Below are 12,283 nucleotides of genomic sequence, written 5' to 3'. Positions count from 1 at the left end.
TCAGGCGCGCTCGTCGTGGCCCGGTGCGATGCCCGTGCGGTAGGCGATCGCGACGAGCTGCCCACGGTCGCGCGCACCGAGCTTGGTCATCGCCCGGTTGATGTGCGTCTTGACGGTGTGCGGCGAAAGTGTCAGGTCACGTGCGATCGTTACGTTGTCGAACCCTCGCGCCGCGGCCGCCACCATGTCCCGTTCCCGCGCGGTGAGGGTCGCGACACGGCGCATCAGCTCGGGGTCGACGCTACTGGTTCTTGCGGGTGCGGTGGGTGTGGCTGCAAGGTGCGTCACGACGGCGCGGGACGCGCGCGGTGAGAGAGCCGCCTCGCCGGCGGCGGTACGGCGGACCGCGTCGACCAGGTCGTCCGGCTCGGCCGACTTGCCGAGGAACCCGTCGGCCCCAGCGGCAAGTGCCTCGACGACGTCGCGGTCGCCGTCGAAGGTGGTCAGCACGAGGATCCGCACCTGAGCCAGAGCGGGGTCCCGTCGCAGGAGCCGGGTCGCCTCGATGCCGTCGGTCCCGGGCATCCGCAGGTCCATCAGCACCACGTCCGGGCGCAGGGCGGCCGCCGCCCGGACGGCGGCTGCGCCGTCCGGTGCCTCTCCTACCACCTGGATGCCCGAGGACTCCAGGACACTGCGCAGGCCTGCCCGGATCATGGCCTGATCGTCGGCGAGGAGAACCTGGATCATCGCTGTTCCTCGGGGTGCGTCGCCGTGGGGTGCTGGGTGACGGGGAGAGAGGCGCGGACCACGAACGTGTCGCGGTCAGGCCCTGCTGTCAGTGTCCCGTGGACGCTGGTGGCGCGTTCCCGCATTCCGACCAGGCCGAACCCGCCTGTTCCCGAGTCTTCCGGGGCGGGCGGTGCGGCAGCCAGGCCGTTGGAGACGGTGAGCTCGACCCGTTGCTCGCCAGTCCGGATCTCGACGTGCGTGGCGCCGCGTCCGTGCCGCTGCGCGTTCGTCAGCGACTCCTGCACGATGCGGTAGAGCGCGACCCCGACCGCGGGATCGACGTCGTCGAGCGGGTCGATCGAGGAGAGCACCGTGGCCCCGGCACGGCGGACGGTGTCCAGGAGCGGGCCGAGCGCGGCGGCCCCGGGAAGGGTCCGGGCGTCGTCGGGGTCACTGTCGGCGCGAAGCACCGACAGGATGTCCTGGAGCTCCTCCAGGACGCCCCGTGCCGACGCTCGCACCTGGCGCAGCGACTCGCGGGCGCGGTCGGGGGCGTCGTCCAGGGCCTTCTCGGCCGCGCCCGCGTGCACGGAGACGACGGCGACGGTGTGCGCCACCGAGTCGTGCAGGTCCCGGGCGATGCGCAGCCGCTCGGCGCCGACCCGCCGCAGCACCTCGCTCTCGCGCACCGCGGCGGCCTGGCGCGCCTGGACCTGCAACGCACGCACGTAGTCCTGGTTGGCGCGCAGCGCCAGACCGGCCGCGACCACCGCGAACGTCCACACCGGAAGCAGGAGCGTCACCGGGTCGAGCGGAGCACCGTCGAAAACCATGAGCCCGCCGACGTATAGCAGCACGGCGTGCGCCGCACCGAACACCACGGTCTCGGTGCGGCCGCGGCGCAAGGCGAGGGAGAACAGCACCACCTCCGCCAACACCCACACGGGCACCGCCGCAGCGGGCTCGAACAGCGCGAGCCCGCTCACGACGAGTGCTGTCGCCGCGGCGGCAGTGGGCACCCTGCGCCTGGCGGCGACGGTTGCGGCGGCGAGCAGTACGACCGGCAGGATTCCGGGCGAGCCGGCCGTCAGCTCTCGGTAGAGCTCGACCCCGGCGGCGATGACCGCGGCGGCGTCCAGGATCAGCTCCACCCGGGAACCGCGCCCCGGCGTACCAGTCATCCGCGGTCCTCTCGTGCGGGGTCGTCGAGTCCGCCGGTCCTGGCGGCACCCACGGCGGTGGGCGTCTCCGGCTCACCACCCTGCCACGACTGGCCACCCTCGTGCTGGACGCTGGCGTGGTCCGGTACGAGGTCCAGGCCCGCGCCCTCGACGTCGACGTGCGGCAGCAGGCGGTCCAGCCACCGGGGCATCCACCACGCGGCGCGCCCGAGCAGGGCCAGTGCGGCGGGGACGAGGACCATCCGCACGACGAACGCGTCCGCGACCACCCCGACGGTCAGCGCCAGCGCGATGGAGCCCACCAGTGATGACGGGCTCATCGCGAAGCCGCCGAAGACGGCGGCCATGATCGCTGCGGCTGCCACCACGACGACGGCCGAGCGGCGGAAACCGTCGCGGATCGCCGCACGAGGGCTCGCTCCGTGGAGGTAGGCCTCGTGGATGCGGGAGACGAGGAACACCTGGTAGTCCATCGCCAGGCCGAACAGGATGCCGGTGACCATGATCGGCAGCAGGCTCAGCAACGGGTTGCCGACGGGCGAGGGCATGAGATCGCCCAGCCAGCCCCACTGGAACACCGCCGTGGTCGCTCCCAGGCCGGCGCCGAGCGAGAGCAGGAACCCGGCCGTCGCGATCACGGGCACGAGCAGCGACCGGAACAGGATGATCAGCAGCACGAGCGACAGGCCGACGATGAGCGCGACGTAGGTCACCAGCGCCGAGCGCAGCTGCGCGTCCGAGTCGATACCGAGCGCGGTGCCACCGGTGACGAGCAACTGGGCGTCGTCGAACGTCGTCGCCTCGGCGCGCAGCGCGTGGACCAGGTCCTTGGTCCGCTCGTCCAGCGGACCATGGTCGGAGAACACCGTCAGCATCGCGGTCTCGCCGTCGTCCGAGACGCCTGCGGGCACGACCAGGGCGACGTCGTCCAGCCCTTCGATCGCCTCCTGGGCGTCGGGGAGCACACCGTCCACGTCGTCCGCGCGGACGAGGACGACCAACGGGTCCTGGGCGCCGTCACCGAACTTGTCCGCGACGAGCTCGTAGGCCGCGCGCTGGGTGGAGGCGGGGTCCTCGCCGCCGGGGATGTTCAGGCTGGTCTGCATCGACGCGACCGGGACCGCGATCCCGGCCAGCAGCGCGATGCCCGCGACCAGGCTCACCGCCGGCCGCCGGGTCACCGTCCGTGCCCAGCCGGCGAGGAATCGGCCCTCCCGGGCCGGTGCAGCACCCTGTGGGGCGGCCGGGTCGCGGTCGCGGCGCGGCAGGGCACGCCGCCCCATCCCGCGAAGCATGGCCGGCAGGAGCGTCAGCGACATGAGCACGGCCACGGCGACGGCGAACGCTGCGGCCAGGCCCATCTCGCCGATGAACGGGATGCCGACGACCGTCAGCCCGGCCAGCGCGATGATGACCGTCGCTCCGGCGAAGACCACCGAGGAACCGGCGGTGCCGACGGCGCGGCCGATCGCGTTCTCGGTCCCGTGACCGTCGCGCAGCTCCGACCGGAACCGGGCCAGGATGAACAGGCAGTAGTCGATGCCGACGGCCAGCCCCAGCATGACCGCCAGGATGGGGGTGACGGTGCCGATCGGGGCCAGGGCGGAGAACCCGAGGACACCGAGGATGCCCACACCGACACCGACGAGCGCACCGAGCATGTTGGCGCCGGCCGCCACCAGCGAGCCGAAGGTGATCAGCAGGACCACGAAGGCGAGCACCGCGCCGATGATCTCGCTCGGCCCGAGGATCTCGGGTGCACCGCTCTCGAGGGTGCCGCCGACCTCGGCGGTGAAGCCCTCGGCGCGCAGGCTCTCGGCGATCTCGGTGAGCTGCTCGACCAGGCGCTCGTCGTCGTCCGTCTCGCCGGCGACCGTGATCGTGGCGACCGCGGTGGTCAGGTCCTGCGAGAGGTAGGGCAGGGCCGGGTCCAGGGGGTCGGAGACCTTCTCGACACCGTCAAGGCCGCGGAGCTCGGCCAGGGCGTCGGCGATGTCCGTGGCGACGTTCGGGTCGGTCACCTCGGCGCCGTCAGGGGCCTGGGTGACCAGCTGCAGCGAGCGGGTCTCGTCGGAGGGGAACTCCTCGTCCAGAATCGTCAGTGCCTCGCTCGACTGCGTCCCGGGGACGTCGAAGCCGCCGTCGTTGAACTTCATCCCGCCCAGTGCGAGGGCGGCGAACGCGGCCAGGAGCAGGCCCCAGGTGGCCAGGACGGCGATGCGGTGCCGGGCGGAGAACCGCCCGAGCCGGGACAGGAGGCGAGCCATGCGGATCCAGACTGTCGAAGGTGGGAGTGGGCGCCGGAACGGGCCAGGACCAGCCTTCGCGACGACGGGCCTGCGCACATCCCGCCAACGTGGGCTGTCCTGCGGTGCCGCATACCGCATCCGCAGTAGGGAAACCAGAAACTTGCCCGCGCTAGTAGCGCGCCGCTAGCATCAGTAACTAGCACGCGCTAGGAACTGCGGGCGCGGCACCGAGACGATGGAGTCCTCATGAGTGACAGCACCGACAACGGCGTGGCGGCGATGCCGACGTCACCCGTTGGGCCCGCCACGACCGTCGACCCGGCGGAGACCGAAGGCATGATCGCCGACAGTGCCACGGCGCCGGATGACCTGCCGAAGGTCGGCAGTCGCTACATCTGGTTCATGGTGCTGGCGCAGTTCGGCGTCTTCATGGCCTTCATCACGCCCCTGGCGATCTCTCTGTCGATCCGGGTCGAGGCGCTGGAGCCCGGGCATCCCGAGTACCTCGGCTACGTCACGGGTGCGGGGTCGCTGTTCGTGATGCTCACCTCGCCCTTCATGGGGATCTGGAGCGATCGGACCCGAACCCGCGTCGGTCGCCGCCGCCCGTTCATGGTCGGCGGCATGCTGGTGGGCGTGGTCTCCCTGCTCGTGATGGGGCTCGCTCCCAGCGTGCTCGTCCTGGGGGTGGGGTGGATTCTCGCGCAGTGGGGCTGGGGCACGACGCTCAGCAACCTGCAGATCTCGACCGCGGACCGGTTACCGGGGTCGCAGCGCGGCAAGGTTGCCGGGCTGACCAGCTTCGCCACGCAGGTCGCACCGGTGTTCGGCGTGGTCCTCGCCCAGTTCGTCACGGGTGACCCACTGCTGCTGTTCCTGATCCCAGGGATCGCCGGCGTGCTGTTCGTCATGCTGTTCGTGGCACTCGTCCACGAGGACGACAGTCGCGACCTGCCCCGCGACGAGCTCACGGTGGTGCAACTCCTGAAGAAGTACCTCTACAACCCGGCCGCCTACCCGGACTTCTCGCTGAACTGGCTCGGCCGCTTCCTCTTCTACTTCGGCATCACGCTGAACACGACTTACACGGCGTTCTTCTTCGCCGACCGGCTCGGCGTGAGCGTCGACGAGGTCGCCGGACTCATCGCGACGCTCGCGCTCGTCGGCATCCTCGCCGTGACGGCCGGGGCGCTTGGCGGCGGCTTCCTCTCCGACCGCCTCCGACGCCGCCGCGCGTTCGTACTCCTGGGCGGATCGATCATGGCCGCGGGCATGATCGTCATGGCCTTCAGCACGGGCATGCCGCTGCTGGTCGCCGGGTCGCTGCTCAGCTCGCTGGGCCTGGGCATGTTCGCCGCAGTCGACCAGGCGCTGCTGCTGGACGTCCTGCCCGAGAAGGCGACCGAGGCCGGCAGGTTCATGGGCATCGTCGGATTCGCCACCTCCATCCCGCAGTCGGTCGGACCACTGCTTGCCTCGGCGATCCTGCTGATCGGCGTCACCGGCGACGACCGTAACTACACCCTCCTGTTCGTCGTCGCCGCGGTCTGCACGCTGTTTGGCGGACTGGTCGTGCAGCGAATCAGGTCGGTCCGATGACGACCGAACGCGACGGCACCGAGCCCAGGGTCCGCCTGCGGGCGGACCCGGCTGCGGCGACGAAGCGTGCCAGTCCCACCCCCGTAAGTCTCTTCTACGAGGACCCGAACCGGTTCCTCGATGGCGGCCTCAACGCCAACCAGGTAGCCAACCACAGCTTCGAGGGCACCTACCTCCACCGGCGCCCGCACAACGAGTTCATCGCAATGGCCGTCAAGCGGGCTCCGTGCCGCCTGAGCGACCCGCTGCGGTACTGGTGTGCCACCCGTGGCTCCCTCGACGGGCGCACGGACAACGCGATCCGCGCTGGTGGCACCTATGCAAGGCTCTCGACCGACCATGGTGTGACCGTCGTCTGCTCCGCACCCGCTCCCGCGCCCGCCGGTATGGGCTGGCACCACGCCGACGTCGCCGCCCGCCACCCCGGCATCCGGGTCGTACTCAGCGCGCGCCCGTTCTCCCGTTGCGCCAGCTTCGACCAGGCGTGGGAGTGCGCGGCCGGCCATGACGCGCCGCTGATCGTCGACGACTCCCACCCCCGCCACGCGGCGACCGTGCGCGTCGGGGAGTGCGCGGCCCACCCGCCGACGTCGGGCATCGGTAAGCGCAAGGACAGCCGGCCGACCGCCACGAGGAAGAGCTGATGACGACCACGGCGGCCGGAGCGCGATCGCGAGCGCTCGAGCTTCCCCTCCTCGCATCCCGAGCCCGGTCGGCGGGCGTCTCCGGGCGGGAACGCTGGCTGGGGTACCTGATAGGCCCGGCGGGCGCGCTCCTCCTCAACGCGGTACTCGGCAGCTACCTGAACGTCTACTACACCGACGTGCTGGGCGTCTCTGGCTTGTGGGGTGGCGCGTTTCTGATCGTCTTCCCGATCCTTGCCCAGATCATCCACGCCGCGACGAACTTCCTGATGGGTTACGTGATCGACCGCACCAGGACGGCGCAGGGTAAGGCCCGGCCCTACATCATCCTGAGCGCTCCGCTGTTGACGATCACCGGCGTCTTGCTGTTCACGGTGCCCGAGGGCAGCGACCTGCTGAAGGTCGTGTGGATCATGGTGTCGTACAACCTGTTCTTCTCTCTGGCCTACACGGTCTACAGCATGGGTCACGGGCTGATGGTTCCCTTGTCGACGCGGGACATGGCGGCGCGTGGCAAGCTGTCGGTGTTCACGCAGGTCGCGACCATCATGAGCACGGGCATCATCGTCGCGCTGGTCTTTCCTGCGCTGCTGTTGCCGATGATGGGCATCGACAAGGGCCTGTGGATCACGGTGATGAGCGTGATCACGATCATCGCCTTCCCGCTGACGCTGCTCGAGTACTACTACACGCGCGAGCGCATCACCGAGGAATTCGAAGAAGACGCCACGGTCGATCTGCCTTACCGGAGGCAGATGGGGGCGATCCTCACCGACCGCTCCCTGCTGCTGCTGTTCGTGTTCCTCCTGCTCTACGCGGTGTCGACCGGCATCAAGAACCTCAGTCTCGTGTACTTCGCCAACTACGTGCTGGGCACCTACAACGACGGCGTGACGATGACGCTGGTCTCCGCGATCGGTGGCATACCCATGGGGATCGGGATCTTCGTGGTGTGGCCGCTGGCCCGCAGGTTCGGGAAGCGGAACCTGATCATGCTCGGCCTGGTGCTCTACATGCTCGGCAGCGCCGTGTGCTGGGTACTTCCGACCGACCTCACCGCCGTCCTGGTCGGCCAGTTCATCAAGAACATCGGCGGGCTGCCGGCCGCGTACGTGTTCGCGGCATTGTTCGCCGACACCCTGGACAACCTGGAGTGGAAGACGGGTCTCCGCGTCGACGGCGCGGCCATGGCCGTCTACAGCACGATCACCGTGGCGGTGGTCGGTGTCAGCGCCGGCATCTTCAACGGGATGATCTCCGGCGCGGGCTATGTCGCACCGCACCTCGACGCCACCGGCACACTCGTGGCTGCCCAGACCAGCAGCGTGCAGGGGGTGATCACGTTCGCGTTCGTCGGGCTCGACGTCGTGATCGGCGCCGCGCTCCTGCTCATCCTGATGTTCTTCGACGTCGAGAAGGGACTGCCCGAGAAACAAGCCGAGATCCAGGAACGACGCGCGGCCAAGGAGCAGACCGTATGACGCGCAAGGCAATTCCTGACGGGTTCCTCCTCGGCGTCGCGACCAGCGCCTACCAGATCGAAGGTGCCTGGGACGAGGACGGCAGAGGCCCCTCGATCTGGGACACGTTCTCCCAGACTCCTGGTCGTGTCCACCAGGACGTGCCAGGCGACTGCGGCGCGGACCACTACCGCCGGTGGCGGGAAGACGTCGCCCTGCTGAAGGACCTCGGGGTCGGCTCCTACCGGTTCTCCCTGAGCTGGGCACGGTTGCTGCCTCAGGGCGTCGGCGCGGTGAACCAGTCGGGCGTCGACTTCTATGACGCTCTGATCGATGCGCTCGTCGACGCCGGCATCGAACCGAATATCACGCTCTACCACTGGGACCTCCCGCAGGCGTTGCAGGACCGTGGCGGGTGGGGGAACCGCGAGGTGGCCGACTGGTTCGCCGAGTACGCCGCGCTGGCCTTCGGGCTGTTCGGCGATCGCGTGAAGATGTGGTCCACGCTGAACGAGCCGATCGCGATCTGGGTCGGCTACGGACTGGGCATGTTCGCCCCCGGTATCGCCGACCCAAGGCTCGGGAAGCAGGCGATGCACAACGCCATGCTCGCCCATGGCCGCGCCGTGCAAGAGTTCCGGGCGGCAGGTTCCCCGGGCCGGATCGGCATCGTCATCGACGTCTGGAAGCGATACCCGTTGACTGACTCGCCGCAGGACGTCGAACTGGCCCGGCGGGACGAAGGCGACTCCTTCCGCTTCTTCTTCGACGAGATCTTCCGGGGTGGGCCCGCCGACGAAACCGTCTCCCGGATGACCGCGGACGGAACCCTGCCGCATGTCGCGCCGGGCGACGCCGCGTTGACGACCGAGCCGATCGACTACATCGGGCTCAACGTCTACTCGCGCGTCGTCGTCGACTCCACCGACTACCGGGCACAGTGGTGGGACTCAGGGCAGGCACCCGGAGGAAACTACCTCTCCAACGGCACCGAGCTGTATCCGCAGGTGCTCCGCGATGCCGTTGCAGTGATCCGTGACGACTACGGCATCGACCTGCCGATCTACATCACCGAGAACGGGACCTCCGTCGATGGTCCGCTCGATCGCCAGGGCCGGGTTCAGGACTCCGAACGGATCCAGTACCTGAATGCCTTCTTGGAGCAGGCGATCGAGGCGCACGACGAGGGGCTCAACGTGCACGGGTTCTACGTGTGGAGCCTCGTGGACAACTACGAGTGGGGTGCCGGCTACTCCATGCGCTACGGGATCGTGCGTGCGACTCCACCCCGGTTCGACCGCACGCTCAAGGCATCCGCGGAGTGGTACCGAGACGTGAACCGGACGCGCTCGCTCGTTCCCACCGATGGCAGCCCGGACGTTACGCCCGACGCAGCGGAAGGGCACTGACCTCGTGGGATCGCACAAGACACCCTTCCGCACGTCGCTGGGCGTCAGCTCCTTCGCTCGGGACTTCGCCGACACCGGCACCGTATACACCGACGGCGAGCGGGAAGCACACACCTGGCCGGAGCTCGAGGACTTGTTCGTCGCGAACGGCGGCAACGAGGTCTACTTCCGGCTGAACACGCAGAAGACCTCCACCAAGCGCGTCGGCGGCGTCGCCCTCGAGGACGCGATGGACTTCCTGCGCCTGGCCGTCGAACGCGATCTGCCGGTGAATCCCGAGCTGATGTGCGTGGGGGACTACATGGACTTCATGCGCCAGGACGCCCCGAACTTCGCCGAGTGGCCGGAACTCGATCTGCCGGACAAGCCATGGTCGGTCTACAGCCTCGACGAGATGTGCTCCGCCCTGGAGGCGTACGGGCAAGCTGTGGCACGACACATCCTCGCGACCGGATGCCGGGTCAACGTGTGGGACCTAGGCAACGAGACCAACTTCGGTTTCGCGGGTGTCAACATCGGCCTTGACACCGCGGTGAATCCGGGGCTGGCCAGGACCCGCACGATGAGCGTCATGGTGCGCCCCGGCTTCGGTGCGACTTGGCTGGAGAAGAACGTCTGGCGGTTCAACGCAGAGATGTTCGCGGCCGTCGCGGCCGGGATCCGCCGGGCAGACCCGGGCGCGGTGTTCTCCTGTCACATCTCGACCGTGACGGCCGGCGCCAGCTACGCGGCGCGGTACTTCGCGACGCTCGCCAGGCACGGATTCACACCCGCGGAGGCCGGCGTGAGCTTCTACCCAAGCGCCCCAGGACCGTTCCGCAACCAGCTGCGGCGGTTCCAACGCCTGGTCACCAGGGTGCGTGAGACCTGCGGCATCCCGGTGTTCCTGTCCGAGTACGCCTACCCGTCCTCACGGCTGGCGTCCGACGCCGAGTTCAGCTCGTGGTCCCGGGCGGTGCCCGGGTATCGGCTCAGCGAGGCAGGGCAGGCCGCGCTCGCGCGGGACCTGGTGCAGTGGGGCGCCGAGAACGGTGTCAGCGGGGTTCGGCCCTGGGCACCTGACTACCTCGGTGAATGGGGTCCCATGTCGTTGTTCGACTACGACCCCGCCACCGGCGTCGCGACCGCCAAGCCCGCCTTGTCGGCCTTCACGCCCAGTTCTCAGCCGTAGCAAGGCCCCGTACGACCACCTACGTGCGAACTACCTGATCGAGCCGATCAGCGGGACACTCGCTCCCCGCAACCATTCCGGACCTGCAACGGCGGCACGGCCCGGGCCGCTCACCCGATCGCCGCTCGGCGGTAGGAGGAGGGAGTCAAGAGGCCAGCTGACGCAGTCCCAGCGATCGAGTACGCGGGCTGGTCTGGAGGTGGTCACAGGGTTCTCGCTGCGTGCCGTGCCGCGAGGTAGCCGAAGACGAGGCCCTGGCCGATCGTCGCGCCCGCTCCGGGGTAGTGCTTGCCGAACGCGTTGGCGGCGGTGTTGCCCACCGCGTACAGCCCGTCGATCGCGGAGCCGTCCGGGCGCAGCACGCGGGCGTTCTCGTCGGCGGTCAGGCCGCCGCAGGTGCCCAGGTCGGAGAGAGCACCACCTCGACCGCGTACAGCGGCCCGTCGAGCGGGCGCAGGTTCGGGTTTGGGGCGACCGTGGGGTCCCCGTAGTACCGGTCGTAGGCGCTGCGCCCGCGCTGGTAGTCGCTGTCGATGCCGGCCGCCGCGAGCACGTTGAACCGTTCGAGGGACTCGGCGAGCGCGTCCTCGGGCAACCCTGCGGCCCGGGCCAGCGATCGGACGTCGGCGGCCCGGTGCGCGACGCCGGCGTCGTACCAGGACCTCGGCAGCGGCATGCGCGGGAAGACGGTGCCAGCGAAGACGTAGTCGTTGCGGTAGCGCTGGTCGAAGACCAGCCACATCTTCCCCACGGGGTCGCCGGCCCGCTCCCGTTGCAGGACGTGCTGGCCGAAGGACATGTAGTCGCCGGCCTCGTTGACGAAGCGGCGGCCAGAGGAGTCGACCATGAGCGAGCCGGGCAGCGACCGCTCGGCCAGCAGAACCTGCGGCGTGCCGCCGGGGACCGGGGCCACCGCCGGGAACCACCACGACTGGTCCATGAGCGCGACGCCGGCGCCGAGATCGTGCCCGGCGCGGATCGCGTCGCCGGTGTTCCCGTCGGCGCCCAGGCTTACGTCGTCGACCAGGCTGGGGGACTGGTAGCGCTGGCGCATGCCCAGGTCGTGGTCGAAGCCGCCCGCGGCGAGCACGACGCCACGGCGTGCGGTGACCGTGACCGTCCGGCCGTGCTGCTCGAGCTCGGCGCCGACCACTCGCTCGCCGTCGAGCACCAGCTCGCGCAAGGCGGTGCCGGTCCACACCGGGATTCCGGCGCGCCGTAGCCCCGCGAACAACCCGGCGGCGATGGCCTGGCCGCCGGCCGCGTACTTGCGGCCGATCAGCTTGCCGCCGATGCCCTGTGCCGCACGCTTGACGATGCGCGGCACGGCGCGCAGCGGCGTACGCGTCATGAGGTTCATCCACTTGTAGTCCGCACCCGTCACGGGCATCGGGACGGGCGCCTCCAGGACGGCCGGCCGCAGGCGTGCGCGGTCGGCGCCGAGCGTCGCCAGGTCGAACGGGCGGCACTCGCAGGTGCGGCCGGTCGCGCTGCCACCGGGGTTCTCCGGGTGGTAGTCGGAGTAGCCACGGGCCCAGAAGAACCTCATCGGGGTGGTGCGCGCGAGCATCGCGACCGCCTCGGGCCCGTGCTCGGCGAACGCCGTCCACCGCTCCTGGGGTGCGTCCTTGCCGACGACGGCGGCGAGGTAGGTCTCGCCGCGCTCGACGCTGTCGCGGGCGCCGTCGGCCAGCAGGGCGGGGTTGGCCGGGACCCAGAACGCCCCGCCGGAGCGGGCGGTGGAGCCCCCGACGAACCTGGTCTTCTCCACGACCAGGGCGCTCAGGCCGAGCTCGTGGGTGGCGAGCGCGGCGGCCATGCCGGTGCCGGAGCCGACGACCAGCAGGTCGACGGTGGTGTCCGTGGCCTGCGGGCCAGTGGGTGGGGTGGTGCTCACG

The 12,283-nt window shown here is 69.9% G+C and carries 10 protein-coding genes; 5 read left to right on the top strand and 5 right to left on the bottom strand.

Annotated features, from left to right (window positions below):
* The 3 genes from AC0QU1_RS17635 to AC0QU1_RS17625 are packed head-to-tail and all read right to left on the bottom strand — an operon-like array spanning position 1 to position 4,120.
* Positions 1-690 (bottom strand): response regulator, encoded by a 690-nt coding sequence (locus tag AC0QU1_RS17635; RefSeq protein ID WP_483571098.1) that lies wholly within the window; start codon positions 688-690, stop codon positions 1-3.
* Positions 687-1,853, bottom strand: coding sequence for a sensor histidine kinase (locus AC0QU1_RS17630; protein WP_483571096.1), 1,167 nt, complete (start codon positions 1,851-1,853; stop codon positions 687-689). Before AC0QU1_RS17630 ends, AC0QU1_RS17635 begins: the two co-directional genes overlap by 4 nt.
* A complete protein-coding gene (locus tag AC0QU1_RS17625; protein ID WP_483571094.1) occupies positions 1,850-4,120 on the bottom strand; it encodes an MMPL family transporter in 2,271 nt (756 codons plus the stop codon). Before AC0QU1_RS17625 ends, AC0QU1_RS17630 begins: the two co-directional genes overlap by 4 nt.
* A 228-nt stretch (positions 4,121-4,348) precedes the next feature.
* Here AC0QU1_RS17625 and AC0QU1_RS17620 point away from each other — a divergent pair, with 228 nt between their 5' ends.
* Genes AC0QU1_RS17620 through AC0QU1_RS17600 form a run of 5 tightly spaced genes read left to right on the top strand, consistent with a single transcriptional unit; the run spans position 4,349 to position 10,385 of the window.
* Entirely contained in the window at positions 4,349-5,701 is a 1,353-nt protein-coding gene (locus AC0QU1_RS17620) for an MFS transporter (RefSeq protein ID WP_483571092.1), read from the top strand.
* Entirely contained in the window at positions 5,698-6,345 is a 648-nt protein-coding gene (locus AC0QU1_RS17615; RefSeq protein ID WP_483571090.1) for a hypothetical protein, read from the top strand. The genes AC0QU1_RS17620 and AC0QU1_RS17615 overlap by 4 nt, the downstream gene beginning before the upstream one ends.
* Positions 6,345-7,826 (top strand): MFS transporter, encoded by a 1,482-nt coding sequence (locus tag AC0QU1_RS17610; RefSeq protein WP_483571088.1) that lies wholly within the window; start codon positions 6,345-6,347, stop codon positions 7,824-7,826. Before AC0QU1_RS17615 ends, AC0QU1_RS17610 begins: the two co-directional genes overlap by 1 nt.
* On the top strand, positions 7,823-9,214 hold the full coding sequence (locus AC0QU1_RS17605) for a GH1 family beta-glucosidase (RefSeq protein WP_483571086.1): 1,392 nt from the start codon (positions 7,823-7,825) through the stop codon (positions 9,212-9,214). The genes AC0QU1_RS17610 and AC0QU1_RS17605 overlap by 4 nt, the downstream gene beginning before the upstream one ends.
* Positions 9,215-9,218: 4 nt before the next feature.
* Entirely contained in the window at positions 9,219-10,385 is a 1,167-nt protein-coding gene (locus tag AC0QU1_RS17600) for a glycosyl hydrolase 53 family protein (RefSeq protein ID WP_483571084.1), read from the top strand.
* A gap of 203 nt (positions 10,386-10,588) precedes the next feature.
* On the opposite strand, the gene AC0QU1_RS17595 is transcribed toward AC0QU1_RS17600, so the two are convergent.
* A complete protein-coding gene (locus AC0QU1_RS17595; protein WP_483571082.1) occupies positions 10,589-10,747 on the bottom strand; it encodes an FAD-binding protein in 159 nt (52 codons plus the stop codon).
* A 20-nt stretch (positions 10,748-10,767) separates the two neighbouring features.
* On the bottom strand, positions 10,768-12,282 hold the full coding sequence (locus AC0QU1_RS17590) for a 3-ketosteroid-delta-1-dehydrogenase (protein WP_483571080.1): 1,515 nt from the start codon (positions 12,280-12,282) through the stop codon (positions 10,768-10,770).
* Position 12,283: the final 1 nt, after the last annotated feature.

This window comes from Promicromonospora noduliphila (assembly GCF_056951025.1).
This window is presented reverse-complemented; position numbering and strand designations above follow the sequence as displayed.

Bases quoted from the DNA above. Each gene is read 5' to 3' on its own strand.
- AC0QU1_RS17635 (WP_483571098.1), bottom strand. From the start codon at position 690: ATGATCCAGGTTCTCCTCGCCGACGATCAGGCCATGATCCGGGCAGGC.
- AC0QU1_RS17630 (WP_483571096.1), bottom strand. From the start codon at position 1,853: ATGACTGGTACGCCGGGGCGCGGTTCCCGGGTGGAGCTGATCCTGGAC.
- AC0QU1_RS17625 (WP_483571094.1), bottom strand. From the start codon at position 4,120: ATGGCTCGCCTCCTGTCCCGGCTCGGGCGGTTCTCCGCCCGGCACCGC.
- AC0QU1_RS17620 (WP_483571092.1), top strand. From the start codon at position 4,349: ATGAGTGACAGCACCGACAACGGCGTGGCGGCGATGCCGACGTCACCC.
- AC0QU1_RS17615 (WP_483571090.1), top strand. From the start codon at position 5,698: ATGACGACCGAACGCGACGGCACCGAGCCCAGGGTCCGCCTGCGGGCG.
- AC0QU1_RS17610 (WP_483571088.1), top strand. From the start codon at position 6,345: ATGACGACCACGGCGGCCGGAGCGCGATCGCGAGCGCTCGAGCTTCCC.
- AC0QU1_RS17605 (WP_483571086.1), top strand. From the start codon at position 7,823: ATGACGCGCAAGGCAATTCCTGACGGGTTCCTCCTCGGCGTCGCGACC.